The 24,211-nt window shown below is 72.4% G+C and carries 22 protein-coding genes; 6 read left to right on the top strand and 16 right to left on the bottom strand.

The window, feature by feature from the left end; all coding sequences use genetic code 11:
* Nucleotides 1-258 precede the first annotated feature (258 nt).
* The 3 genes from ABD343_RS24655 to map form a co-directional block, all read right to left on the bottom strand.
* On the bottom strand, nucleotides 259-1,452 hold the full coding sequence (locus ABD343_RS24655) for an RtcB family protein (protein ID WP_344531507.1): 1,194 nt from the start codon (nucleotides 1,450-1,452) through the stop codon (nucleotides 259-261).
* A gap of 347 nt (nucleotides 1,453-1,799) precedes the next feature.
* The gene (locus tag ABD343_RS24650; protein WP_344531506.1) at nucleotides 1,800-2,489 is read right to left on the bottom strand and encodes a biliverdin-producing heme oxygenase; all 690 of its coding nucleotides are present in this window, start codon (nucleotides 2,487-2,489) and stop codon (nucleotides 1,800-1,802) included.
* 109 nt (nucleotides 2,490-2,598) lie between these two features.
* On the bottom strand, nucleotides 2,599-3,456 hold the full coding sequence (gene map, locus ABD343_RS24645; protein ID WP_344531505.1) for a type I methionyl aminopeptidase: 858 nt from the start codon (nucleotides 3,454-3,456) through the stop codon (nucleotides 2,599-2,601).
* A gap of 68 nt (nucleotides 3,457-3,524) precedes the next feature.
* On the opposite strand from map, the gene ABD343_RS24640 reads away from it, so the two are divergent.
* On the top strand, nucleotides 3,525-3,761 hold the full coding sequence (locus ABD343_RS24640) for a hypothetical protein (RefSeq protein WP_344531504.1): 237 nt from the start codon (nucleotides 3,525-3,527) through the stop codon (nucleotides 3,759-3,761).
* A 10-nt stretch (nucleotides 3,762-3,771) separates the two neighbouring features.
* Here ABD343_RS24640 and ABD343_RS24635 read toward each other — a convergent pair whose 3' ends face one another.
* The 13 genes from ABD343_RS24635 to ABD343_RS24575 all read right to left on the bottom strand — a co-directional run bounded on the left by ABD343_RS24635 (nucleotide 3,772) and on the right by ABD343_RS24575 (nucleotide 18,460).
* On the bottom strand, nucleotides 3,772-4,368 hold the full coding sequence (locus ABD343_RS24635; protein ID WP_344531503.1) for a hypothetical protein: 597 nt from the start codon (nucleotides 4,366-4,368) through the stop codon (nucleotides 3,772-3,774).
* 13 nt (nucleotides 4,369-4,381) lie between these two features.
* The gene (locus ABD343_RS24630) at nucleotides 4,382-5,680 is read right to left on the bottom strand and encodes an MFS transporter (protein ID WP_344531502.1); all 1,299 of its coding nucleotides are present in this window, start codon (nucleotides 5,678-5,680) and stop codon (nucleotides 4,382-4,384) included.
* A 51-nt stretch (nucleotides 5,681-5,731) separates the two neighbouring features.
* Nucleotides 5,732-7,636: a DUF2264 domain-containing protein gene (locus tag ABD343_RS24625; RefSeq protein ID WP_344531501.1), complete on the bottom strand. Its 1,905-nt coding sequence runs from the start codon at nucleotides 7,634-7,636 to the stop codon at nucleotides 5,732-5,734.
* On the bottom strand, nucleotides 7,633-8,640 hold the full coding sequence (locus ABD343_RS24620; RefSeq protein ID WP_344531500.1) for a hydroxyacid dehydrogenase: 1,008 nt from the start codon (nucleotides 8,638-8,640) through the stop codon (nucleotides 7,633-7,635). The genes ABD343_RS24625 and ABD343_RS24620 overlap by 4 nt, the downstream gene beginning before the upstream one ends.
* Before the next feature lie 226 nt (nucleotides 8,641-8,866).
* Nucleotides 8,867-9,745, bottom strand: coding sequence for a carbohydrate ABC transporter permease (locus tag ABD343_RS24615; RefSeq protein ID WP_425578292.1), 879 nt, complete (start codon nucleotides 9,743-9,745; stop codon nucleotides 8,867-8,869).
* Nucleotides 9,703-10,689 (bottom strand): carbohydrate ABC transporter permease, encoded by a 987-nt coding sequence (locus tag ABD343_RS24610; RefSeq protein WP_344531498.1) that lies wholly within the window; start codon nucleotides 10,687-10,689, stop codon nucleotides 9,703-9,705. The genes ABD343_RS24615 and ABD343_RS24610 overlap by 43 nt, the downstream gene beginning before the upstream one ends.
* A gap of 5 nt (nucleotides 10,690-10,694) precedes the next feature.
* A complete protein-coding gene (locus ABD343_RS24605; protein ID WP_344531497.1) occupies nucleotides 10,695-12,020 on the bottom strand; it encodes an ABC transporter substrate-binding protein in 1,326 nt (441 codons plus the stop codon).
* 155 nt (nucleotides 12,021-12,175) lie between these two features.
* Nucleotides 12,176-13,249 carry a substrate-binding domain-containing protein gene (locus ABD343_RS24600; protein WP_344531496.1) on the bottom strand — a complete coding sequence of 358 codons (1,074 nt, stop codon included), beginning with the start codon at nucleotides 13,247-13,249 and terminating at the stop codon, nucleotides 12,176-12,178.
* A 43-nt stretch (nucleotides 13,250-13,292) separates the two neighbouring features.
* Complete coding sequence (locus tag ABD343_RS24595; RefSeq protein ID WP_344531495.1) at nucleotides 13,293-14,090, bottom strand: TrmH family RNA methyltransferase; 798 nt, start codon at nucleotides 14,088-14,090, stop codon at nucleotides 13,293-13,295.
* Between the two features lie 26 nt (nucleotides 14,091-14,116).
* Entirely contained in the window at nucleotides 14,117-14,980 is an 864-nt protein-coding gene (locus ABD343_RS24590; protein WP_344531494.1) for a carbohydrate ABC transporter permease, read from the bottom strand.
* Nucleotides 14,977-15,957, bottom strand: a complete 981-nt coding sequence (locus ABD343_RS24585) for a carbohydrate ABC transporter permease (RefSeq protein ID WP_344531493.1) — start codon at nucleotides 15,955-15,957, stop codon at nucleotides 14,977-14,979. Before ABD343_RS24585 ends, ABD343_RS24590 begins: the two co-directional genes overlap by 4 nt.
* Nucleotides 15,954-17,297, bottom strand: coding sequence for an ABC transporter substrate-binding protein (locus ABD343_RS24580; RefSeq protein ID WP_344531492.1), 1,344 nt, complete (start codon nucleotides 17,295-17,297; stop codon nucleotides 15,954-15,956). The genes ABD343_RS24585 and ABD343_RS24580 overlap by 4 nt, the downstream gene beginning before the upstream one ends.
* On the bottom strand, nucleotides 17,294-18,460 hold the full coding sequence (locus ABD343_RS24575; protein ID WP_344531491.1) for a sialidase family protein: 1,167 nt from the start codon (nucleotides 18,458-18,460) through the stop codon (nucleotides 17,294-17,296). Before ABD343_RS24575 ends, ABD343_RS24580 begins: the two co-directional genes overlap by 4 nt.
* A gap of 195 nt (nucleotides 18,461-18,655) precedes the next feature.
* Here ABD343_RS24575 and ABD343_RS24570 point away from each other — a divergent pair, with 195 nt between their 5' ends.
* The 5 genes from ABD343_RS24570 (at nucleotide 18,656) to ABD343_RS24550 (ending at nucleotide 24,199) form a co-directional block, all read left to right on the top strand.
* Complete coding sequence (locus ABD343_RS24570) at nucleotides 18,656-19,273, top strand: hypothetical protein (protein ID WP_344531490.1); 618 nt, start codon at nucleotides 18,656-18,658, stop codon at nucleotides 19,271-19,273.
* A 298-nt stretch (nucleotides 19,274-19,571) separates the two neighbouring features.
* Complete coding sequence (locus ABD343_RS24565) at nucleotides 19,572-20,147, top strand: Uma2 family endonuclease (protein ID WP_344531489.1); 576 nt, start codon at nucleotides 19,572-19,574, stop codon at nucleotides 20,145-20,147.
* Nucleotides 20,148-20,346: 199 nt separating this feature from the next.
* Nucleotides 20,347-21,834, top strand: a complete 1,488-nt coding sequence (locus tag ABD343_RS24560) for an MDR family MFS transporter (protein WP_344531488.1) — start codon at nucleotides 20,347-20,349, stop codon at nucleotides 21,832-21,834.
* A 72-nt stretch (nucleotides 21,835-21,906) separates the two neighbouring features.
* Nucleotides 21,907-22,632 (top strand): NADPH-dependent F420 reductase, encoded by a 726-nt coding sequence (gene npdG, locus ABD343_RS24555; RefSeq protein WP_344531487.1) that lies wholly within the window; start codon nucleotides 21,907-21,909, stop codon nucleotides 22,630-22,632.
* 55 nt (nucleotides 22,633-22,687) lie between these two features.
* Nucleotides 22,688-24,199, top strand: a complete 1,512-nt coding sequence (locus tag ABD343_RS24550) for an MFS transporter (protein WP_344531486.1) — start codon at nucleotides 22,688-22,690, stop codon at nucleotides 24,197-24,199.
* Nucleotides 24,200-24,211 lie beyond the last annotated feature (12 nt).

The following is a 24,211-nucleotide window of genomic DNA, read 5'->3' as shown; positions in this document are numbered from 1 at the left end:
GACGTTACCGGACCATCCAGGAAGGGGCGCCGCCGAGATCACTCCGGGTCCGGGGTGCCCCGTCCTGCGCGTCGCGGACCGCGGGAGCGTCCCGCCCGAGCGCGCAGTTCCCCGCGCCCCCTGACGGGGCGCTCCAGCGCCCGGAAGCGCCCCGAAGGGGCTGCTTCAGGGGCGCGGGGAACTGCGCGACCAGCCACGACGCGCCCGCAGCCCGCGAAGCACAGTCAGGGGCAACCCGAACCCGGAACTCAGGCTCCGTCAACCCTTGACGCACACAACCTGCTTCAACTTCGCGACGACCTCAACCAGATCCCTCTGCTGGTCGATGACCCGCTCGATCGGCTTGTACGCGCCCGGGATCTCGTCCACGACCCCCGAGTCCTTACGGCACTCCACACCCTGCGTCTGCTCGGCGAGGTCCCGAGCCGAGAACCGCTTCTTCGCGGCGTTCCGGCTCATGCGGCGGCCCGCGCCGTGCGAGGCCGAGTTGAACGAGGCGGTGTTGCCGAGGCCCTTGACGATGTACGAGCCCGTGCCCATCGAGCCCGGGATGATGCCGAACTCGCCGCTGCCCGCGCGGATCGCGCCCTTGCGGGTGACGAGCAGGTCCATGCCCTCGTACCGCTCCTCCGCCACGTAGTTGTGGTGGCAGGAGATGGTCTGCTCGAAGGTCGGCTTCGCCTTCTTGAACTCCTTGCGGACCACCTGCTGGAGCAGCCCCATCATCAGGGCGCGGTTGTGCTTCGCGTACTCCTGCGCCCAGAACAGGTCGTGCCGGTAGGCCGCCATCTGCGGGGTGTCCGCGACGAAGACCGCGAGGTCCTGGTCGACCAGGCCCTGGTTGTGCGGCAGCTTGCGGGCCTCGCCTATGTGGAACTCGGCCAGCTCCTTGCCGATGTTCCGCGAACCGGAGTGCAGCATCAGCCACACCGCGCCGTCCTCGTCGAGGCAGACCTCGATGAAGTGGTTGCCGCCGCCGAGCGTGCCCATCTGCTTGGTGGCCCGCTCCTGACGGAACTTCACCGAGTCCGCGACGCCGTCGAAGCGCGACCAGAAGTCGTCCCAGCCGGACGTCGGGAGCCCGTGCACCCGGTCGGGGCCCACGGCGTCGTCGTGCATGCCGCGCCCCACCGGAATGGCCTGCTCGATCTTCGAGCGCAGCCGCGAGAGGTCGCCCGGCAGGTCGTTCGCGGTCAGCGACGTCTTCGCCGCGGACATCCCGCAGCCGATGTCCACGCCGACCGCGGCCGGGCACACGGCGCCCCGCATCGCGATGACGGAGCCGACCGTCGCGCCCTTCCCGTAGTGCACGTCGGGCATGACGGCGAGGCCCTTGATCCAGGGCAGCGTGGAGACGTTGCGGAGCTGCTGGAGCGCCCCGTCCTCGACGGTGGACGGGTCGGTCCACATCCGGATCGGCACCCGGGCGCCGGGCATCTCGACGTGAGACATGACGGGTTCAACTCCCCCTGAGAAACGCTGTGAACCCGTTCATTGTGCCCAGCGCGCCGTCTGCACCCGCAACGCCTTTTCCTCGCGGGGCGGCGCCGGGAAACCCGATTGCCCCGCGCTGTGCTGCGCTGTACTGCGCCGGGTTCGGGTTGCCCCCGCCGGTGCTTTGCGCGGTGCGAGTGCGTCGTGGCTGAGCGCGCAGTTCCCCGCGCCCCTGACGGGGCACTCGTGCGCCCGGAAGCGCCCCGGAGGGGCAGCTTCAGGGGTGCGGGGAACTGCGCGACCAGCCAGGGCATACCCGCAGTCCGCGATGCGCGGGAAGGGGCAGCCGGGGCCGGGGCCCGGTCTCAGGCGGTGAGTTTGAAGCGGGCGTCCAGGTCCTGGAGGATCGCGATGTTCAGCGCGTACGCCCGGCGGCACTCGTCGACGATGCGCTGCTTCTCCAGGTCGTCCGCCGCGATGGCGTCCAGCAGCGCGCGGTACTCGCGCTTGAACGCGGCCGGGTTGGAGATGTCCTCGAACACGTAGAACCTCACGCCGTCGCCCTTGCGCGCGAAGCCCCAGGTCTTCTCCGCGACGTCGCGGACGACCTGGCCGCCGGAGAGGTCGCCGAGATAGCGGGTGTAGTGGTGGGCGACATAGCCGCCCGGCCAGCCCTCGGCGACCTCGCCGATCCGGGCCACGTACGCCGCGGTGGCCGGGAGCGGGGCGAGGGTCTCCCGCCAGGCGGTGCCCCCGTGCAGATGGTCGAGGTCCCGCTCCAGCGAGGGCAGGCGGAACAGCTCGCCGCGCACGAAGGGGCCCGCGACGGGGTCGGCGGAGAGGCGCTCGGCCGCTCCTTCCAGCGCGCGGTAGACGAACCAGAGCTGCTCGGTGTAGCGCGTGTAGGCGTCCCTCCCGAGCCGGCCGCCGAGCATCTCGCCCATGAAAGCGGTGTCGTGCGCCTCGGTGTGCGCGTCGCGCGACGCCGTGCGGATCAGGGTCGAGAACGGGGTGTCGGCGGCGGCGGTGGTCGTGTCGGCGGCGGGAGAGGGCAAGGCGGACCTCCTCGGAGCAGGACGGGCTATGCTCGATCCTGCTACTTAGGCTTACCTAAGTCAACCGGTTGCCGACGTGCTGTCGGAAAAAACTGAGCGGCGCGTAAACCTACGGGAGCGTGAGAATCTCCGCCCCGGTCTCCGTGACGACCAGCGTGTGCTCGAACTGCGCCGTGCGCCTGCGGTCCTTGGTGACGACCGTCCAGCCGTCGTCCCACATCTCCCACTCGTACGTGCCCAGGGTCAGCATCGGCTCGATGGTGAAGGTCATCCCCGGCTTGATCACCGTCGTGGCGCGCGGGTCGTCGTAGTGGGGGATGATCAGGCCGGAGTGGAACGAGGTGTTGATGCCGTGGCCGGTGAAGTCCCGGACCACGCCGTAGCCGAACCGCTTGGCGTAGGACTCGATGACCCGCCCGATGATGTTGATCTGGCGGCCCGGCTTCACGGCCTTGATCGCCCGGGCCAGCGACTCGCGGGTGCGCTCCACGAGCAGCCGGGGCTCCTCGTCCACGTCGCCGACCAGGTAGGTCGCGTTGTTGTCGCCGTGGACGCCGCCGATGAACGCCGTCACGTCGAGGTTCACGATGTCCCCGTCGCGCAGCACCGTGGAGTCGGGGATGCCGTGGCAGATGACCTCGTTGACGGAGGTGCACAGGGACTTGGGGAAGTTCCGGTAGCCGAGCGTCGAGGGGTACGCGCCGTGGTCGACCATGAAGTCGTGCGCCACCTCGTCGAGCTTGTCCGTGGTGACCCCCGGCGCGATGTGCTTCGCGGCCTCCTCCATCGCCTGCGCGGCGATACGGCTCGCGACGCGCATCCGCTCGATCGTCTCCGCGTCCTGCACCTCGGGCCCCTGGTACGGCGCGGGGGCGGGCTTGTCGACGTACTCGGGACGGGCGATCGATGCGGGCACGGAGCGACGGGGGGAGACCGTGCCGGGGACAAGAAGCGACTGGCCAGACATGCCCGCGAGTCTAATGGGGCCGTCCCCGGCGTGCTGCGCCGCGCGGGGCGGTGCGCGACGATGGGGGCATGGCTCTCTTCAAGCGGAAGCAGCGGCTGATCGGCAAGCCGGGCGACTTCTTCTACAACGTGGAAACGGGGCAGGTCGAGGAAGGCCCGCAGTCCCCCGGCAAGAACAGGATGGGCCCCTACGCGACCCGCGCCGAGGCCGAGCACGCCCTGGAGACCGCCCGCGAGCGCACCTCCGAGTGGGAGAACGACCCCCGCTGGGCCAGCGGCAGACCGAGGGAGGAGGGCGGGGACTGACCCCTGCCGCTCAGCCCAGCGAGCCGACGGCGGACAGGAAGCGGCCCGGCAGTGAGACCAGCGCTCCGGCCAGCGACAGATGGCGGGTGTAGACGCCCTCCAGCAGGAGCGCCAGGGCGACGTCCATGCCGTCGGCCTCGCCGCGCCAGCCGCCGGAGAGCGTCGCGGGGTCCGACCAGGACGAGCGCTCCATGACGACGGTGGCCCCGTCGCGGCTCAGCTCGTGCCGGAGGAGGCTGCCCGCCTGCCCGTACCGGTAGCGGCGACCGGCCACGCGGAGGCGGAGGGACCTGCCGCGCCGGGTGACGGCCAGCCGTCGGCGCGAGACCTTCACCCAGTGGCCGTCGACGCTGAACTCGCTCCACGACGACAGGGCCCGGCCGCCGTACTCGAAGGCCGAGCACGTGGCGTACGGCACCGAGGCACCGGAGACCACGACCGTCGTACCGTCCGAGCGGCGTTCGGTGGGATAGGCGAGGGTGACGAAGCCGAAGGCTCCCGCCGTCCCGGACCAGGAGGTCGTGCGGGCGACCGGGCTGTAGTTGTTGTTCAGCCCCAGGTTCTCCAGGACTATGGCGCTGCCGTCGCGGGCGCGGGTGTCGGTCACGCGCGTCAGCTTCTCACGCCTCTCTCCCGTCTCTCCCGACGGCGTCCACCGCCTCCTTCTTGCGCGCGCGCATCGCGCGCGCGTGCTCGTTCGTCCGGCTGTCGTACGTGACCAGCTTCGGCAGCGCCAGGGCCAGCAGGCCCACCGCCGCCACGCACATCAGGCCGCCCGCCCAGACCGAGGCGCGGACCGAGGTCAGGGACGCCATGCCGCCCGCGCGCATCTGACCGAGCTGCGGGCCCGCGGAGAAGGACAGCAGCTCGATCCCGGCCAGCCTGCCGCGCAGCTCGTCGGGGATCGTCTGGTTCCACATCGTCGAGCGGAAGATGCCGCTCACCATGTCGCACGAGCCCGACACGGTCAGGAAGAGCAGCACCAGCCACACGTTGTCCATGAAGCCGGCCGCCGTCACGGCCGCGCCCCAGCCCAGCGCCGCCAGCACGACCGCGAGGCCGTGCCGGTGCACCCGCGAGGTCCAGCCGCTCGTCGCGCTGACCAGCATCGAGCCGAAGGGCAGCGCCGCGTACATCAGCCCCAGCGACCAGGGCGCGTCCAGCCGGTCGGCCAGGAACGGGAACAGGGCCAGCGGGAAGGCGAAGAGCATCGCCGCGACGTCGATCGTGTACGTCCCGAGCAGCTCCCTGCGGCTCCACGCGTACCGCGCGCCCTCCGCGATGCCGCGCAGCGAGGGCGGGCGCGCGTCGTGCGCCGCGGGGGAGGGGGCGATGCGCCAGCCGAGCGCGACCGAACCGGCGAACGTCGCCACGTCGATCGCGTACGCCGTCTCCAGGCCCGCGTACGCGATCAGCAGGCCCGCCAGGGCCGGGCCGAGGACGCCACCGGCCTGCCACCGCAGCGCGTTGAGCGCGGCCGCCGCGCTGAGCTGGTCGTGCGCGACGATACGCGGCACGATCGCGTCCAGCGCCGGGCGCTGCACCCCGGTCAGGGCGCTGGTGAGCGCCGCCGCCGCGTACAGCGGCCAGACCATCGGGTGCGGCAGCAGCGTGTTGGCCAGCAGGCCCAGCGCGACGACGCCGAGCGCCGCCTCGCTCCACAGGATCAGCTTCCGCCGGTCGACCGCGTCCGCCAGCGCCCCGCCGTACAGCCCGAAGACGATCAGCGGGCCCAGCTCGACCACGCCCAGCGCGCCGACGGCCACCGCCGAACCCGTCAGCTCCTTGAGCTGGAGGGGCAGCGCGACGAACGTCAGGAAGCTGCCGAACACCGTGATCAGACCCGCCGACCACAGCAGCCGGAAGTCACGGGAGGAGCGCCAGGGAGACAGGTCGGGAAGGAGCGCGCGAGCGGACACGAGCGTCCATGCTCCGGTGCCCGCTCACGCCGCGGCAACCGAATTACGGGCTCACGCGACGGTCGCCACGGTCACCGTCAGCTCCGGCACGAAGGCGATACGGACGCGGAGACCGCCGTCCCATGTGGCGGTCAGGGAGTCCGCTCCGGCCTCGGTGTCCGGGAGCGCCGCCCCGCGCCCCGTGCCCGAGAGGGACGCCAGCGCCGCGAACACCCCCGTGCCCGCCGCCTCGCCGAAGAGCGCCGGGACCTCCGCCCAGCGCGCGAAGGCCGTGCCCTGCGGGGCCCGCAGCGCCGTGGACCGGTCCTCGTCCCAGCCGTGCAGCGGGACGAGGGTGCCCGCGACGTCCTCCGCCGTGGCCCAGCCCGTCTGCCGGACCCGGGTGCCGGGCGGGGCGCCGGTCACGCGGTGGACGCGCAGTTCGTCCGCGCCCCGTACGAAGGTCACGCTCATCACGCGTACGCCGGGCACGCCCGGCGTCCCCGCCGGGAAGGCGGGCAGGTGCCAGGACGCCGCCCAGCCCCAGGAGCCGTCCGGCGCGCTCGCCGCGCCCAGCGGCCGGATCCGGCGCCGTACGCTCCACGCGCCGGGCCGCGCGGCGAGGGCCAGGGCGAGGTGGTTGTCGGGGACGTTCGCGCGGGCGGTCGGGCCTGTACGGGTCGCGTACGCGAAGCGGGCGTACAGCGGCAGTTCGTCCTCGGCCGACTCGCCCTCAGCGGGCCGCACATGGTCGCTGCCGTGGTTGTGGACCCGGACCAGGCCACCGTCGCCGCCCGTCGTCTGGACCAGCAGCCCGGGGGCCGCCACCGCCAGCGCGCGGTCCGGGCCCTCGCTCGGCGCGGCCTCCTCGCGCGCCGTCCACAGCGGGTCGTCGGCCGGGACGAGCAGCGCGGCGAAGCCCTTCGACGCCCAGTACGGGGACGCCGGGCCCGAGTAGGACTGGAGGGAGGCCTCGTGCGGGCCGTACCAGCCGAGCGTCAGCAGCCCGTCCTCCTCCGAGAGGGCGCCCCGGTCCAGGAAGTGCCGCAGCGTCCCGCTCAGCAGCCGCCGCGAGACGCCCGGCGCGAGCGGCGTGTGCCCCGTCAGCGCCCCGAGGGCCACGGCCGCGCCCGCGGCGAACCGGTAGGTGAGCGAACGCCCCAGGTACAGCGGGGCCCCGTTGCCGTCGAAGAGCAGGCCGAAGCTCTCCAGATGGGCGCGCAGCCGCGGCCCGTACCGCGCCAGCAGGGCCTCGTCGCCCGCGAGACGGGCGTGCAGGAGCGGATAGAGGTGCAGGGCCCAGCCGTTGTAGTGGTCGAACGCGCGCCCGTCGCCGTCCGCGTACCAGCCCTCGCCCCGGTACCAGCCGTCCAGCAGGCCGAGCCCGCGCTCGATCGCGTGCGCCGTCTCCCCGTCGCCCCGGCCCACCGACTCCAGGAACCCGGCGACGGTGAGCGGGAAGAGATACCAGTTGTTCGGCGAGGGGGTGTGCCGCAGCGCGCCCCGCAGCCACTCCTCGGCCCGGTCCCGTACGCCGTCGTCGAGCCGGTCCCACAGCCAGGGCCGGGTCAGCCGCAGCCCGAGCGCGACCGACGCCGACTCCACCATCGGCTGCCCGGCGGTGGCGTGGTCCTGGATCACCGGCCACGACTCGGCGTCGTCCCGCCCCGGCGTGCGCGTGCCCGCCGCGAGCCCGTCCGCGTACCGCGCGAGCAGGCCGTGCGGGCCCTCGCCCCCGGACCCCGCCGTACGGAACGCGGCGGCGAGGAACGTACGGGCGTATCCCTCCAGCCCGTCCGAGCGCACCCCCGAGGCCGACGGGCGTCCCGGCAGGTCGAGCAGCGCGCCGCGCGGCGTCGCCCACCGCCACGCGGCCCGCACCATCCCGTCGGCGGCGGCCTCCCAGTGCGCGCGGGTCCAGCCGGTGTGCGGGCTCAACACCCGGTCCTCGGGCGGCAGTCCGAGTGAGTACGTCACGCGAGGAACTCCAGCCTGTCGCGGTGCACGGGATGGGCGAACCCCTCGCCCGCCGCCCAGCGCCGCACCTCGCCGAGGGCGAGATCGGCGAGCCGGGCCAGCTCGTTGCCCTGCGAGCCCGCGATGTGCGGGGTGAGCAGCGCGTTGCCGCACTCCCACAGGGGATGGTCCGGCGGCAGGTCGTCGGGCTCGGTCACGTCGAGGACAGCGCGGAGCCGGCCCGCGCGCAGCTCGTCCGTGAGGGCGTCCTGGTCGATCACGGCGCCGCGCGCGGTGTTGATCAGCGTCGCGTCGTCGCGCAGCGCGGCGAGGAGCGGGCGGCTGACGAGGCCGCGGGTGGCGGGGAGGAGGGGCGTGTGCACGGAGAGCACGTCGGAGGCGGCGAACAGCTCGGGGAGGGGCACGAGCCCGGCCCCGAGCCTCTCCGCCTCGTCCTCGGTGACGTACGGGTCGTGGAGCAGGACGTTCAGGTCGTACGGGCGCAGCAGTTCGATGACGCGGCGTCCGATGAGGGAGGCGCTCAGGATGCCGACCGTGCGGCGGTAGTTGCCGAGGCGGGGGTCCGGGTGCAGCCAGTCCGCGCGGGCGCGCGCCGTCCCGTACTCCCGCGCCGACTCCAGCACCCGCTTTCCGGCGAGCAGGATCATGGCGACCGTGTACTCGGCGACGGGCAGCGCGTTCGCGGCCGCCGCCGAGGAGACGGCGAGGCCGCGTCGCCACGCGGCCTCGGTGATGTGGCCTCTCACGGTGCCGGCGGTGTGCGCGACCGCGCGCAGGCGCGGGGCGTGCCGGAGCGCGTCCTCGTCCAGGGGCGGGCAGCCCCATCCGGTGACGAGGAGCTCGGCGTCGGCGAGCGTTTCGCGTGCCGCGTCCGTACGGAAGTCGTCGAGCACGCCCGGAGAGAGGTCGGTGACCTCACCGAGCGCGGCCCGCACCTCGGGGGTGATCACGGCATCGGCGGCGCGGGGCGACATGGCGAGTGCGGCACGAGGAAGGGCGGTCATCGGTCTCCTGGGGTTGCGGTGCGTTGCCGGGTGCGACCCGGTGGTGGGTGCTGCGCTTGCCAGCCCTGCGCCTTGCGCAGACCTCCCAAGCACAGCAGGTCCCAGCGACGGCCCCGGCGAAAGCGCCCCGTCAGGGGCGCGGGGAACTGCGCGGGCGGCCACGGCGCTCCCGCAGTCGGCAGGATCGGTGGCGGGGCAGACGCCGGGCCGCCGTAACCGGAACCCCTCACTTCACGCTCCCAGCCGTCAGCCCCGACTTCCAGTGGCGCTGCAGCAGCAGGAACGCGGCGATCAGGGGGAGGACGGCGAGGAGCGAGCCCATGATGACGGCGGGGTAGTAGTCGGGGGTGACCACGGCCGAGCTGTTCCAGACGTAGAGGCCGAGGCTCACCGGGAACAGGGACTGGTCGGACAGCATCACCATCGGCAGGAAGAAGTTGTTCCAGATCGCGGTGAGCTGGAAGAGGAAGACCGTCACCAGGCCCGGCCCCAGCATCCGCAGCGCGACCCGGAAGTACGTGGTCAGCTCGCCCGCCCCGTCCATGCGGGACGCCTCCAGCACCTCGTTCGGCACATAGCCCTGGCTGAAGATGCGGCCGAGGTAGACGCCGAAGGGGTTGAAGAGGACGGGGACGAAGACGGACCAGAAGGTGTTGACCACACCGGCCTTCGAGGCCATCAGGTAGAGCGGGAGGGCGAGGACCGTGGGCGGGACCATCACGCCCGCCAGCACCAGCCCGAACAGCTTCTCCTTGTGCCGGAACCGGTACTTGTCGAAGGCGTAGCCGCACGCCACGCTCACCATCGAGCCCACGAGCGCGCCGCCCACCGCGTACAGCAGGCTGTTGGCGTACCAGCGCCCGTAGATCCCGTCCTCCATCGCGAAGAGGTCGGAGAGGTTGGAGAGGAACGAGAAGTCGCCCAGCGAGAGCACGTCGCTGCTGAAGAGCGCGTCGCGGTTCTTCGCGGCGGCGAGCAGCAGCCACAGCACGGGCAGCAGGGTGTAGAGGACGAAGACGGCGACCAGGGCGTTGACGGCGCCCCGTCCCAGCAGGCGGCGGTTCAACGGGACGCCTCCTCCGGCGCGTTGGCCCGGTTCGTCCAGCGGCTGACGCCGTACGAGAGGGCGATGGTGACGACGAGCAGGACGACCGAGGCGGCGGCGGCCAGGCCGTAGTTGTTCCGGGTGAAGGCCGCGTCGTAGATGTACATGCTCGGGGTGAAGCGGCTGCCGACGATCGGCGTGGACTGGCTGAGCAGCATCGGCTCGGTGAAGAGCTGGAGCGACCAGATCAGGGAGAACATCAGCACCATCACGGCCGAGGGCCGCACCAGCGGCACCTTGACCTGGAGCGCCGTACGGACCGGGCCCGCGCCGTCCACGACGGACGCCTCCAGGACCTCGCGGGGCACGGCCTGGAGCGCGGCGTAGAAGATCACCACGTTGTAGCCCAGGTTGCTCCACATCGCGATGTTCACCAGCGAGGGCAGGACCGTGTCGACGCCGAGGAGGTCGACGGTGATGTCGGCCTTGCCGAGGAGTTCGACGACGGGGCTCAGGCCCGGCGTGTAGAGGTACAGCCAGATGATCGCGGCGATGATGCCGGGCACGGCGTGCGGGAGGAAGAGCGAGAGCTGGGCCGTACGGCGCAGCCGGGCCGCGCCCGAGTCGAGCAGCAGGGCGATGCCGAGGGAGAGCACCAGCAGCAGCGGCAGGTAGATCAGGCAGTAGAGCGCGCTGGTGCCGAGGCCCGCCAGGAACGTGGGGTCGGACAGCACCGCCTCGTAGCTCCGCAGCCCCGCGAAGACGGTGCGCTCGGGGCCGAAGCCGAGGCCCGGCTGGTCGTCGCTGAAGAAGCTGAGGTAGACGGCGCCGCCGACGGGGATCAGGAAGACGGTCAGCAGGAGCGCGAAGAAGGGGGTCATCAGCGCGCCGCAGGCGACGAGTTCGCGGCGCCGCGCGGTGCGCCGGGGTGCCGTACGGGCGCGGGGCTCCGTCGCCTCCGCGTCGCCGCGTACGGTCGTGGTCGAGGGTGTCGTGGCGGTCATGGTCCTCAGCGCTCCCTCGTCCGCAGGCCCAGCGACTTGAGGTCGGGCATGGTCGCGCGCTGGCCCTCCTCGACGGCTCCGAGGACCGTGCCGTCGCCGCCGCCCGCGCGGGCGAGGCCGTCCTGGACGGTCTTGAGCGTGGCGGTCATCCGCGGCCCCCACGTCCACTCGCGGGAGATGCGGCCCGCCTCGCGCTCGTACAGGGAGTAGATGTCCTGGCCCTTGAAGTAGCTGGTGTCCATGGCCTTGCGGAGGACGGGCACGAGGCCGGGGACGGCGGGGTACTGGCTGCTGATGCCGCTGGAGAGGCGGGCCTTCCACGCCGCGGGGCTGGAGACCTGCCACTCGATGAACTCCATGGCCTCCTTCGGGTGCCGGCTGTCCTTGGTGACGGCGAACGTCGAGCCGCCGTGCGTGCCGACCCTCGGGTGCTCCGGGTCCCACTGGGGGAGCGGGGCCACGCCCCACTTGCCCTTCTGGCCGGGCTGCGCGGCCATCATGCCGCCCGCGTCCCAGGCGCCGGTGAGCTTGCCGAAGACGTCGCCGCGCCCGACCTGCGCCGTGCCCGCCTGGGTGTCGACGGGGTTGAGGAAGACCAGCCCCTTGTCGATGAGGCGCTGCCAGTACGCGGTGACCTTGCGCGTCGGCTTGTCGTCCATGCTGACGTTCCAGGCGCCGCCCTCGGTGTCGAACCAGCGTGCCCCCGCCTGCCAGGCGAGGCCCGCGAGATGGTGCCCGCCGTCGGTGGGGAAGGTGGCGATACGGGCGCCGTGCGCCTTCCGCTTGACCGTACGGGCCGCCTTCTCGAACTCGGCCCAGGTGCGGGGCACGCGGACGTCGTACTTCGCGAACAGGTCCCTGCGGTAGAGGAAGACCATCGGCTCGACGTCCTGGGGGACGCTGAACGTGCGGCCCTCGAAGGTGGTGAGGGCGAGCGCCTGCGGCAGCAGTTTCTCGCGGAGCCTGTCGCTGAGGAGCGGGGTCAGATCGCGGGTGACGCCGTCGATGGCGAAGCCGGGGACCTGGGGGTACTCGATGGTGGCGATGTCCGGCGCGTTGCCCGCGCGGGCCGCGTTGCTGAGCTTGGCGTAGCCGCCCTGCTGGCCGGACGGCACCTGCTCGAAGTCGACGCGGATGCGGTCCTGGCTCTTGTTGAAGGCGTCGACCACCTCCTGGCTGCCGCGCAGCGCGGACCAGAAGGTGAGGTGGACGGGCCCGCCGCCCCGGTCCTCGGCCGCCCGGCCCGGGTCCCCGCCCGAGCAGGCGGAGAGGAGCAGGAGCGGGAGCGCGGCGCACGCGGCGAGCAGCGATCGACGGCGGTGTCGACGCACGGTGCCTCCTCGGGCTGGAGGGGAATCACCGGCATCCTGATCGCTCTTCCGGATCAGGTCAATGGACCGATCAGAAGAAACTCAAACGGTCAAACGATCGCAGTAGTGCAGCACTTGACCGGAGGCCTCAGCGGGAGCGGGAACGGCCGGTCGGCTCACCCGTTGAGGGTGACGGCCGAGCCCCGGACTCTCAGTTCGGGCAGCAGCCCGACATGGCGTACCGCCTCAGGCGCCGCACCCGAGGGCCGGTTCAGCCGGCGGAGCAGCAGCTCCGCCGCGGCGCGCCCGATCTCCTCCTTCGGCGGGGAGACCGCCGTCAGCGGCGTGCTGCCGAGCGCCGCGACCACGTCGTCGTACGCCACGACCGAGCAGTCCTCCGGCACCTTCACGCCCGCGTCCTGCAACTGCTGCACCAGCAGCAGCGCGTCCACGTCGGCGTGCAGCACGGCCGCCGTCGCCCCGTGCTCGCGCAGCACGGCACCGAGGTCCACCAGGGACGACTCCGAGCCGTCGGAGGACAGCACCACCGCCCACTCCTCGACCTCGGGCCGCGCCGCGGCGATCTCGGCGAAGGCGGCGCGCAGCGTGCGCGCGGTCGGGCTGTCGTCGCGGGCGGCGAGCACGATACGGCGGTGGCCGAGCCCGATCAGGTGGTCCAGCGCGAGATGGGCGCCGTACCAGTGGTCGCTGCGCACCGAGTCCATCACGTGCAGCGCGCCGCCGCGGGGCGCGCCGCGCTCCATCAGGACGGCGGGGACGGGCAGCGCGGCCAGCCACTCCTCGTCCAGCGCGGGCGACTCGGCCGTACGCCAGCGGGGCGCGACGAGCAGCCCGCGCGCCCCGTGCTCCAGCGCCTGCCGCGCCATCTCGCGCTCGGCGCCCGGCACATGGCGCGCGATGTGCATGGCCATCCGGACGCCCGCCGCCTCCAGCACGTCCCGGGCGCCGCGCACGGCCTCGAAGAGGTACGAGTGGTGTTCGGGGACGATCAGGCCGACCGCGTCCCCGGTGGCCAGCGGCGCGGTCTGCCGCACGCCGACCGGGTCCAGCGACCGTACGACGCCGTGGCCGCGCCGCACCTTGCCCTCGCGGGCCAGCTCCTCGACGTCCCGGCGCAGGGTGACGACCGAGACGTCCAGCTCGGCGGCGAGGTCGCTGACCCGGACCTCGCCGCGCGCCCGCACGGCCCCGACTATCCGCTCGCGCCGTACGGCAGCCGACTCGCGCATCCCCGCCCCACTTTCGTTTGACCGTTCTCCGGGATCCTACCGATCAGCCGCGCTGCCGGGCCGCCTCGTACAGGACGGTCGTCGCCGCGTTCGCCGCGTTCAGGGAGCTGGCGGCGCCGCGGATGGGGATGCTGAGCATGTCGTCGGCGCGCTCGCGCCAGAAGGAGCTGAGGCCCGTCGTCTCGTTGCCGACGAGGAGCAGCGCGGGGCCCGTCAGGTCGGCGTCCTGGAGGCGGGTGGCGCCGTTCTCGTCGGTGCCGAGGACCCGCACCCCGGGGCGGGCCTCCAGCCAGGCCGTCACCTCGCGCGGGGAGCCCACGCGGACGGCGGGCAGGGCGAAGAGCGAACCGGTGCTCGCGCGCACGGACTTGGGGTCGTAGACGTCCGCCGCGTGGCCGGTGACCAGGACGCCGTGCGCGCCGAAGGCGTCGGCGGACCGGATGATCGAGCCGACGTTGCCGGGGCTGGTGGGCCGGTCCAGCAGGACGCCCAGGAAGTCGCCGGGCACGTCGAGCCGGTCCAGGTCGTCCGGCGGCGTCTCCACCACCGCGACCAGCTCCGCGTCGGCCTCGTCCCGCTCGCTCAGCTCGGCGAGCAGCTCCGGGGCCATCGCCACCCGCTCGGTGCCGCGCGGCGCGGCGTCCAGGGTCTCGGCGGCCCAGCGCGAGAGCCGGGCCCCGTCGGCGTGCAACAGGGCACGCACCGGCCAGCCGTGCTCCAGGGCCAGCGTGATCGGGCGGACGCCCTGGACCAGGAACTCGCCCGCCCGCTGCCGCTTGTTGCGGTTGGTGAGCAGGGACTGCCACTGCTGGAAGCGGGCGTTTCGGGTGGAGATCTTCACGGGGCGAGCCTACGCGGCGCCCCGGGTCAGTTCTTGACGCTGCCCTCGGTCAGGCCCGTGCGCCAGTACCGCTGGAGGGCGCCGATCAGGATCATCAGCGGCACGACGGAGAGCAGCGCCCCGCCGACCGTGTACTGGTACAGCTCCGGCTGCCGGTCCGCGTAGCCCTGCCAGGTCGTCAGGCCGAGCTGGATCGGATAGAGGTCGGAGTCGGACAGCATCACCAGCGGCAGGAAGAAGCTGTTCCAGATGTGCACGAACTGGAAGAGGAAGACCGTGACCAGCGCCGGGGTCATGAGCCGCAGCGAGAGCGTACGGAAGATCCGCAGCTCGTTCGCGCCGTCGATCCGCGCCGCCTCCAGCAGCGAGACGGGGACGGCGGCCGCCGCGTAGATCCGGCAGAGGTAGACCCCGAAGGGGCTGACCATGCTGGGGACGAGGACCGCCCAGTACGTGTTGACCAGGCTCATCTCGCTGAAGAGGAGATAGAGGGGCAGGGCCAGCACCGTGTGCGGGAGCAGCACCCCGGCCAGCACGACGTTGAAGACGGCCTCGCGGCCCCGGAAGCGGTAGATGGCGAGGGCGTATCCGGCGGCGGCCGAGAAGAGGGTCGCGGCGAGGGCGCCGCCGCCCGCGTAGAGCAGGCTGTTGAGGGTCCAGCGCAGGAAGATCCCGTCGTTGAACTCCAGCATGTCCCCGAGGCGTTCGAACGGGCGCGGGTCCGCGAACCAGAGCCCGAACGTGCCGAAGAGGTCGCCGCTCGACTTGGTCGAGGAGACCACCAGCCAGTAGACGGGCAGCAGGAAGTAGAGAGCGGCGACCGCGAGGAGGGAGAGGGTGAGGACGCGGTACCGCACCGGTACGTCGTGGACGCTTCCCGGCCCCCTCACCGGGCGCCGTCCCTCTCCCGCTGCCGCCCCACCAGCCGCAGGAAGCCGAACGACAGGACGCACGCGACCGCCGCGATCAGCACGGCCTCGGCGGCGGCGACGTACTGATTATTGCCCTTGAACGCCTCGTGGTAGGCGTGCAGGTTCGGGGTGTAGCCCGAGTCGACGGCCGAGGCCAGCGGCTTGAGGACCATCGGCTCGGCGAAGAGCTGGATCGTGCCGATGATGCTGAAGACCGTGGTGAGGACCAGCGCGGGGCGGATCAGCGCGAGCTTGATGTGGCGCGCGGTCTGCCAGGCGGAGGCCCCGTCGATACGGGCCGCCTCGTACAGGTCGGTCGGGATGGCCTTGAGCTGCGCGATCAGGACGAGCATGTTGTAGCCCGTGAACTGCCAGGTCACGATGTTCGCGATCGACCACAGCACAGTGCCGCGCGACAGGAAGTTCACGTCCCAGCCCACGCCGTGCGCCAGCTCCACGAGGGGGCTGATCCCCGGCACGTAGAGGAACCCCCACAGGATCGAGGCGATCACCCCGGGCACGCCGTACGGCAGGAAGTACGCGGTGCGGAAGAAGCCGACGCCGCGGGCGGAGGCGGCCTCCAGGAGGAGCGCGAGGGCCGTGGCGAGCAGGAGCATCAGCGGGATCTGCACGGCCGCGAACAGCAGGACGCGCCCGAAGCCCGCCAGGAAGCGGTCGTCCTCCAGTGCGTGCCGGTAGTTGTCGAGCCCGGCGAACGCCGTCCCCGAGCCGCCCAGGCCGAGCGGGCCGGAGCGGGTCGGCTTCAGCAGCGACTGGTACACGGCGTACGCGATCGGCGCGACGAAGGTGAGGAGGAACAGCGCGGCGAAGGGCAGCAGAAAGCCTGCCGCGGAGAAGAGGTCGCGTCGGGCTCGGGGGCTTCTGCGCGTCGGCGTCCTCGGGCGCTTCGTGGCTCGTCGCGCGGTTCCCCGCGCCCCTTCGGGGCGCTCTCTCATCCCGACCTGACCTTCAGTCCCTTGCCCTTGAGGTCGTCCACCGTCTGGCGCTGGACCTTCTTCAGGACGTCGCGGAAGGAGATGCCCTTCTCCGAGACGGCGTCGGTGAAGGCGTCACCGAGGCGCTGGTAGCAGGTGTCCATCAGGGGGCCCCACTGCCAGCTCGTGTCGACGGCCTTGTCGGCGGCGGCGAAGACCTCGCTGTAGTGCTGGCCGCCGAAGAAGTCGCGGGCGCTCTCCGTGTCGGCCGGCTTCCAGCCGCTTTTCGCGGCGGGCCAGCCCGCGCCGCCCTTGATGAGGAGCTGCACGGAGCCGGGGTCGGAGTTGAGCCAGACGGCGAACTCCCGGGCGTCCTCGGGATACTCGGTCTTCTTGAAGACGGCCGTCGTCGAACCGCCCCAGTTGACGTGGACGTTGCCGCCCTTCTTCCACTGCGGGAGCGGTGCGACGCGCCACTTTCCCTTGGTCTTGGGCGCGTTGCCGACGAGCAGCGCGTCGCCCCAGCTCGCGCCGAGCCAGGCGGCGATCTTCCCGGTCTGGACGTTCTTGTACCAGGCGTTCTGCCGGTCGGGGTCGGTCAGCACCAGCCCCTCCCTGACCAGGTGCTCCCAGTAGTCGGCGACCTTCCGCGTCGGGCCGTCGTCCAGGGTGACCGTCCAGGTGTCGCCCTCGACCCGGAACCACTGGGCCCCGGCCTGCCAGGCGTAGCCCGCGAAGCGGTTGCCGTTGGTGGGCGCGAACGTCTCGATGTAAGCGCCCTCGTCCCGTATCTTCCGGGCGGCGGCCTCGTACGCGTCCCAGGTCTCCGGGACGTCGATCCCCCACTTGTCGAACAGGTCCTCGCGGACGAAGAGGCCCATCGGCCCCGACGCCTGCGGGACGGCGAAGACGGAGTCCTCGAACACGGACTGCTTCCACTGCCAGCCGGTGAACCTGCCCTCCGACTCCTTCACGCCGTGCTCCGCGAGATCGAGCAGGCCGTTGTCGAGCAGGAACCCGGGGACGTTGGGGTACTCGATCTGGCCCAGGTCGGGAGGGTTGCCCGCCTTGATCGCGGCGTGCATCTTCGCGTACTGCGCGCCGTCCACGGGGGAGACCTTCTCGACCTTGACCTGGACCTCGGGGTGCTTCTCGTTCCACAGGTCCACGGCCTTCTCGATGCCGGGGACCCAGGTCCAGAAGGTGAGGCTGATCCTCTCGCCCTTCTTGCGGCCCTTGCCCCCGCCGCCGTCGTCCCCGTCGTCCCCGCACCCGGTGAGGGCGAGGCCGGAGAGACCGGCGGCGGCCGCGCCGCCGAGCAGGGCGCGCCTCCTGACGCCGCCCGTGCCGATGCCGCTCATGGGGCCTCCTCCGGGGGGATCTCCTCCGGGGGCACCAGCTCCGACACCGGGATGCGCCGGAAGGTGATCGTGGTGTACGCGCTGGAGTCGCCCGTCTCGTAGAGCAGTCCCACCGTCGCGTCGTCCACGCGGACCAGATCGGAGTAGGCGGCCCGGCGCTCGTCCACGACGTGCGCGTCCCGCCAGGTCACGCCCCCGTCGGTGCTCGCCCGTACGGTCATCCGGTGCCGGGTCTCGGGGTGGCCCGGGGCGGAGAAGAGCAGCACGTCGGGGTCGCGGAGCTGGAGCACGCAGCCCTCGACGACGGGCGTGACCAGCTCGGGCCTGGGCTGGAAGGGGGCGACGAGGGTGGCGCCGCCGTCCTCGGAGTACGCGTCGGCGCGGTTGCCGGGCGCGTCGGCGTCGTTGCGGGTGTTGAAGTAGACGCGGCCGTCGGGGAGTTCGGCGGCGGTCGTCTCGTTGACGTTGACCCAGCCGTCGGGGTTGTCGTCGAGATAGCCGAGCCGCCAGGTCTCGCCGCCGTCGTCGGAGAGCAGGTCGTGGCCGCCGTTGTAGCGGCCCTCGGTGCCGTTGTCGCCCTCCTCGGTGGGCGGCGTGGAGTGGTTGCCGGGCACCACGATCCGGCCGGTGTGCGGCGGGGCGGCGAGCTGGATGGCGTGGCCCGGCGTCGTCGCGTACCAGCGCCAGGCGGGGTCCTTGACGCTGTCCGTGATCTCGCGCGGCGGGCTCCACGTCTCGCCGCAGTCGTCGCTGTGCCGCACCCACACGCGGCGCCCGTCGGCGGCGGTCACGAGGCCGCGCCGGATGCGGTCCTCGGTCGCCGCCGCGGCGTTGTGCACGTACACGAGCAGCAGCCGCCCGCCGTCGAGGACGACGGGCGCGGGATTCCCGGCGGTGCCGGTCCCGTTCTCGGCGGTGACCTTCAGGGGGCCCCAGGTCGCGCCCCCGTCGAAGGATCTCTTCTGGACGATGTCGATGTTCCCGCTGTCGGCCGACGAGTCGACCCGCCCCTCCGCGAACGCGAGCACCGACCCGTCGGGCAGGCCGACGCAGGCGGGGATGCGGAAGCTGGCGTACCCCTCGCTCCCGGCCCGGAACGGCACGGAGTCGGCGAGGGTCCCGGAGCCCGGGGCGGCGGCGGATTCGTGTCTGTCGTGCGGCATGGAGCAACCCCCAACTGCCAGACGTAGGACGTCCCTTGTCCTGTCGCGAACGGTAGGCAGAGGGCAACGGGCCGTCAAGGAACGGAACATGAACGCGTAACCGCGCCGCCTGTGAACTCCCGTGTGGACCCCCTTTCGGGGGACGTGACGGGGGAGAGCCGTGGGCGGGGCGTGGCGCGGGGTGACAATCCGGCCATGGATGCCGTACAGGTGGCGACGATCCGCGAGGTGCTCGCGGGGAGCGAGTGGCTGCGCGAGGCCCGGCGGTTCGGGGGCGCCCTGCGTTCCTCGGTGAGCACACAGGGCGGCGGCCTGCTGCTGGTGGGCACGGAGACGTACGAGCCGTGGCACCTCGCGGCCCACCTCGACGACGAGGCCGCGTGGTCCGGCCTCCCCGAGCTGTCCCCCACCCTCGTCCGCCACCGGGTGCCCCGCACGGCCCCCGCCCACCTCTCCGTCGGCCTCGGCCGTATCGAGGGCGCGGGCCGCGGGGAGACCCTCCTCGTCGTCAACGGGGACGGCGACCCCGGGGACGCCCTGCTGGAACGGCTCGCCGACGCCCGCCGCTCGGGCGCCACCCTGCTGAGCCTCGCCTCGGGCGAGGCGTCCCTGGAGCCGGTGGAGGACCTCGCCCACGACGCGCTGTGCGCGGACGACGTCCTCGACCTCGACACGGTCCAGCACCTGGTGAGCGCGGCGGCCGGCGAGACCCCCACCCCCCGCCCCGCCCCCTCGGCCCCCCGCCCCCGCCTCCGCGACCGCCTCTCCCGCCTGGCGGACCACTTGACGGCACCGCCGGCTTCGCGGTGGTGAGGGCGGGCACCCGCTGGGGCGATGGCGGGGGAGTGGTCAGCAGGCTGACGAGATCGAGGAGCGGCAGCTTGCTCACGGGCGTGAGATTCTCACCTGCCCCGAGGAACTGATCGAAGGGGCGGACGAGGACGACCGTCCGCTGTACCTCGGGCTCAGCATTCCCCCTGCGCAACGCGCACCGTATCGCCGGCAGCGGGGTCAGCGGCTCGCCGAGGAGCGACGCTCGGAGGAGGTCGGAGAGCCGTTTCTCGATAGCCTGGCGGTGTCACCTGGTAGGGACACATGAGGGAGCGAAGCTGTGGAGTACGGGAGGATCAAGGAGATCGCGGAGCAGCTCGCCGAACACGCTCCCGACCCGTTCCGGGGGTACGAGATCAGCGGCGACGAGATCGTGATGATGATGTCGCCATCTCGCCCCCACGAGTTCATCGCCCTCCGGATCCGCCAGCAGCTCGATCGCCAACTGCCCCCCGAACTCGTCGCGCACACCGGTGGAGAGGTGGAGGACCCGACGCTCGGGAAGCTCCGTCGCCCTGATGTGATCGTCGTTCCTGACGCCGTCTTCGCCGAACAGACGATGGCGCCGTTTCATCCTCACGACGTGGCGCTGGTCGCGGAGATCGTGTCGCCGTCGAACCACTCCACCGACTACGTGGAGAAGATGGCCGACTACCCGGCCATGGGTATCCCCTGCTACCTGCTGATCGACCCCCGCAAGGGCACGCTCGCCGCGCTGACCGATCCCGGCCCGGCGCCGGGTGGCGATGGGCCGCGCTACCGGACGCGCAGCGACTACGCGTTCGGGGACGTCGTGACCATCGGGGGCTGGACGATCGACACCAGCGAGCTGCGCACGTATCCCGAAGAGGGGTGAGGTCCGCCGGGGTGTGGCGCGGACTCTCGCCGCGTGGCGGCGAAGACTCGTGAGATCAGCGGGCGGATGAGGCGGTATCCGGCCGGCCGATGAGTTCTGCCAGGAGCGTCGGTCTGCATGTGAGTAAGCAAGCCGACGTCCGCGCCGAAGGCCCTTGGCCGCGAGGCGACCGCGGCCAGGACCCCAGCGAGGAGCTGTCATGTCACCTGCCATTCCGGATTCCATGGCCGTGCCTGCGGGCCGCACCCCCATGGTGGTGCGCCTGCTGGTGCTGGCCACGTTCGTGGTGATCCTCAACGAGACCATCATGGTCAACGCGATTCCGCGGCTGATGGAATCGCTGCACATCACCGAGCAGTCGGCGCAGTGGGTGTCCACGGTGTTCATGCTCACGATGGCCGCTGTGATCCCGGTCACCGGCTGGTTCCTGCAGCGGGTCACCACCCGGCAGGCGTATGCGATAGCCATGGGGGTCTTCCTCGCGGGGACCGTCCTCTCGGCCGTCGCGCCGTCCTTTGCGGTGCTGCTGGCGGGGCGCGCCGTGCAGGCTGTGGGCACCGCCGTGATGATGCCCCTGCTCATGACCACGCTGATGGTCGTGGTGCCCGAGCAGGACCGCGGCCGGGTGATGGGGAACGTCACCCTCGCGATCTCTGTGGCGCCCGCGCTCGGCCCTGCTGTATCGGGGCTGATCCTGCAACTCGGCTCCTGGCGGCTGCTGTTCGTCGTCGTCCTGCCGATCGCGGCCCTGGTCACGCTGATCGGGCTGCGCAAGGTGGAGAACACCGCCGAGCCGCAGGTGAGCTCCATCGACTGGTTCAGCGTCGGCGCGGCCGCTCTCGGCTTCGGCGGACTGGTCTACGGCCTGAGCCTGTTCGGCGAGAGCGACGGCAGCGCCGGGCTCGGCATCGGGATCACCGCTGCCGGGGTCGCGGCCATCGCCGTCTTCGTGCTCCGCCAGCTCACGCTGCAGCGGGGCGGTACGCCTCTGATGGACCTGCGCACCCTCGCCCACCGCACCTATGCCCTGTCGCTGGCGGTCATGTCCATCGGGTTCCTCACCATGCTCGGGTCGATGATCCTGCTGCCGCTCTATCTGCAGAACCTGCGCGGTCTCAGCCCGCTGGAGACCGGCCTGCTGCTCATGCCGGGCGGCCTGGCGATGGGGCTGCTGGGACCGACCGTCGGCAAGCTCTGCGACCGCTTCGGCAGCAGGCCGCTGGTGGTGCCCGGCACATTCGGGATAGCCCTCGCTCTTGCCGGTTTCACGCAGATCTCGATGACGATGCCGTACTGGCAGGTGCTGGGGCTGCACGCGCTGCTCATGGTGAGCCTGGCGGCGACGTTCACCCCGATCTTCACCCTCGGGATGGGCGCGCTTCCCCCGCACCTCTACTCGCACGGCAGCTCGATGCTCGGGACGCTGCAGCAGGTCGCCGCGGCGTTCGGTACCGCGCTGATGGTGACCGTGATGTCCGCGCGCACCACGCACCTGGCCGACGAAGGCGTCGCCGCCGCGGCCGCGCAGGTGAGCGGGCTGAAGCTGGCCTTCGTCGTCGCGGCGGCGCTGGCCGTGGTCACGATCGCCGTGGCGGTGAGGCTCCCGAACCGCCTCGCCCCCGCCGCTCCCCAGGACCACGCCCCCATTGACGTCGACGGGCCCGTCGCCGTCGGCGGCACGTCCTGAGAGCACCGGGGGTGATCGCCTTCACCCCCGGCCGCCCGGGCCGCCCGCAGGGCCCGGTGGCAGGATGCTGGCATGACTTCTCCTGCTGCTCCCGAACCCGCTGCTCCGCAGAATCAGAAGGCCGCCAAGAAGGATCCGTGGGACCTGCCCGATGTGTCCGGGCTGGTCGTCGGGGTGCTCGGGGGCACCGGTGACCAGGGGCGGGGGCTGGCGTACCGGCTCGCGCGGGCCGGGCAGAAGGTGATCATCGGCTCGCGGGCCGCCGAGCGTGCCGAGCAGGCCGCCGCGGAGATCGGGCACGGGGTCGAGGGCGCCGAGAACGCGGAGTGCGCGCGGCGCGCGGACGTCGTGATCATCGCCGTTCCGTGGGAGGGGCACGCCAAGACCGTCGAGGCCCTCCGCGAGGAGCTGCGGGGCAAGCTCGTCGTGGACTGCGTGAATCCGCTCGGCTTCGACAAGAAGGGCGCGTACGCGCTCAAGCCCGAGGAGGGGAGCGCCGCCGAGCAGGCCGCCGCGCTGCTGCCCGAGTCGCGGGTGACCGCCGCCTTCCACCACCTGTCCGCGGTGCTGCTCTCCGACCCCGGGGTCGAGGAGATCGAGACCGACGTGATGGTGCTCGGCGAGGTGCGGGCCGACTGCGAGATCGTGCAGGCGCTGGCCGCCCGTATCCCGGGGATGCGCGGCGTCTTCGCGGGGCGGCTGCGCAACGCGCACCAGGTCGAGTCCCTCGTCGCCAACCTGATCTCCGTCAACCGCCGCTACAAGGCACACGCCGGGGTGCGGCTCACCGACATCTGAACCCATCATGGGAGGGCGGTCCGGGCCACGGGGCCACGGGCCGCCGGGAGGTCCCATGGGTGACGGCGGCACGGCGGGGGACGGGTATGTGCCCGATCCGAAGCGGTGGAAGGCGCTGACGGTCTGCCTCGTCGTCGGCTTCATGGCGCTTCTGGACGTCTCGATCGTGAACGTCGCCCTCCCCTCCATCGAGAAGGGCCTCGGCGCCTCCGAGTCGGCGCTCTCCTGGGTCGTCTCCGGATACGCGCTGACGTTCGGCCTCGTCCTCGTCCCCTCCGGGCGGCTCGGCGACGCGTACGGGCGGCGCACCGCGTTCCTCGCCGGGCTCATCCTGTTCACCGTGGCGTCGGCGGCCTGCGGCGTGGCGCGGAGCCCGGGGTGGCTGGTCGCCGCGCGGCTCGTGCAGGGCGCGGCGGGCGGGCTGCTGAACCCGCAGATCTCCGGCATGATCCAGCAGCTCTTCCGGGGCCACGAGCGCGGCAAGGCGTTCGGGCTGCTCGGCACCGTCATCGGCATCTCGACCGCCGTCGGGCCGCTCACCGGCGGTCTGCTGATCCAGGCGTTCGGCCCCGCGGAGGGCTGGCGGTGGGTGTTCTTCGTGAACCTGCCGATCGGCGTCCTCGCCTTCCTCCTCGCGCTGCGCCTCGTCCCCGCGACCTGCGCCGCGCGCGACACCGCGCACCGCCAGTCCCTCGACCCCGTGGGGGTGCTGCTGCTCGGCGCCGGGGTGCTCGCGGTGATGCTGCCGCTGGTCGAGGAGCGCCAGTGGCAGGGCGCGGCCAAGTGGCTGCTGGTCCCGGCGGGCGCGCTGCTCGTCGTGCTGTTCCTGGCCTGGGAGCGGGCGTACACGCGGCGCGGGCGGGCGCCCCTGGTGGACCTCGCGCTCTTCCGCAACCGCGCGTACTCGCTGGGCGCCCTGCTGGGCCTGCTCTACTTCGCCGGGTTCACCACGATCTTCTTCATCTACACCCTCTTCCTCCAGAACGGCATGGGCTACAGCGCCCTGCAGGCCGGGCTGGCGCTCACCCCGTTCGCCGTCGGCTCGGCCGCCTCCGCCGCAGTCGGGGGCCGGTACGTCACCCGCGTCGGCCGCCCCGTCATCGCGGCGGGCCTCGTGCTGGTCACGCTGGGTCTCGCGGCGACGTTCCTCGTCGTACGGGCCGTCGAGGGGCCCGGTGTGGGCTGGGCGCTGCTGGCGCCGCTGCTGGTGGCGGGGGTCGGCTCCGGCCTGGTGATCGCCCCGAACCAGACGCTCGCCCTCCAGCACGTGCCCGTCGCGCAGGGCGGCACGGCGGGCGGTGTGCTCCAGACCGGGCAGCGGGTCGGCTCGGCGGCGGGGATCGCGGCGGTCGGCGCGGTCTTCTTCGCCTGGGTGGCCAGCACCCGCGACTGGTCGGTGGCGCTCGACTACGGCCTGCTCACGGCCCTGGGCTTCGTCGTCGCCGCGCTGCTGGTCGCGCTGGTGGACGTGGCGTACGAGCGGCGTACGCGGGCCGGGAGCGGGCCCGAGGGCGGACCGGGCAGCGGCTCGGGGAGGGTGGGCGCCGGGGAGCGCGCGAGGCGGTGAGCGAGAATGGGG

This window comes from Streptomyces albiaxialis (assembly GCF_039530985.1).
Lineage (GTDB): Bacteria > Actinomycetota > Actinomycetes > Streptomycetales > Streptomycetaceae > Streptomyces > Streptomyces albiaxialis.
The sequence above is the reverse complement of the archived record's forward strand: the minus strand, read 5'-3'. Positions and strand labels throughout refer to the sequence as shown.

Bases quoted from the DNA above. Each gene is read 5' to 3' on its own strand.
- ABD343_RS24655 (WP_344531507.1), bottom strand. From the start codon at position 1,452: ATGTCTCACGTCGAGATGCCCGGCGCCCGGGTGCCGATCCGGATGTGG.
- map (WP_344531505.1), bottom strand. From the start codon at position 3,456: ATGTCTGGCCAGTCGCTTCTTGTCCCCGGCACGGTCTCCCCCCGTCGC.
- ABD343_RS24640 (WP_344531504.1), top strand. From the start codon at position 3,525: ATGGCTCTCTTCAAGCGGAAGCAGCGGCTGATCGGCAAGCCGGGCGAC.
- ABD343_RS24620 (WP_344531500.1), bottom strand. From the start codon at position 8,640: ATGACCGCCCTTCCTCGTGCCGCACTCGCCATGTCGCCCCGCGCCGCC.
- ABD343_RS24610 (WP_344531498.1), bottom strand. From the start codon at position 10,689: ATGACCGCCACGACACCCTCGACCACGACCGTACGCGGCGACGCGGAG.
- ABD343_RS24600 (WP_344531496.1), bottom strand. From the start codon at position 13,249: ATGCGCGAGTCGGCTGCCGTACGGCGCGAGCGGATAGTCGGGGCCGTG.
- ABD343_RS24585 (WP_344531493.1), bottom strand. From the start codon at position 15,957: ATGAGAGAGCGCCCCGAAGGGGCGCGGGGAACCGCGCGACGAGCCACG.
- ABD343_RS24580 (WP_344531492.1), bottom strand. From the start codon at position 17,297: ATGAGCGGCATCGGCACGGGCGGCGTCAGGAGGCGCGCCCTGCTCGGC.
- ABD343_RS24575 (WP_344531491.1), bottom strand. From the start codon at position 18,460: ATGCCGCACGACAGACACGAATCCGCCGCCGCCCCGGGCTCCGGGACC.
- ABD343_RS24570 (WP_344531490.1), top strand. From the start codon at position 18,656: ATGGATGCCGTACAGGTGGCGACGATCCGCGAGGTGCTCGCGGGGAGC.
- ABD343_RS24560 (WP_344531488.1), top strand. From the start codon at position 20,347: ATGTCACCTGCCATTCCGGATTCCATGGCCGTGCCTGCGGGCCGCACC.
- npdG (WP_344531487.1), top strand. From the start codon at position 21,907: ATGACTTCTCCTGCTGCTCCCGAACCCGCTGCTCCGCAGAATCAGAAG.
- ABD343_RS24550 (WP_344531486.1), top strand. From the start codon at position 22,688: ATGGGTGACGGCGGCACGGCGGGGGACGGGTATGTGCCCGATCCGAAG.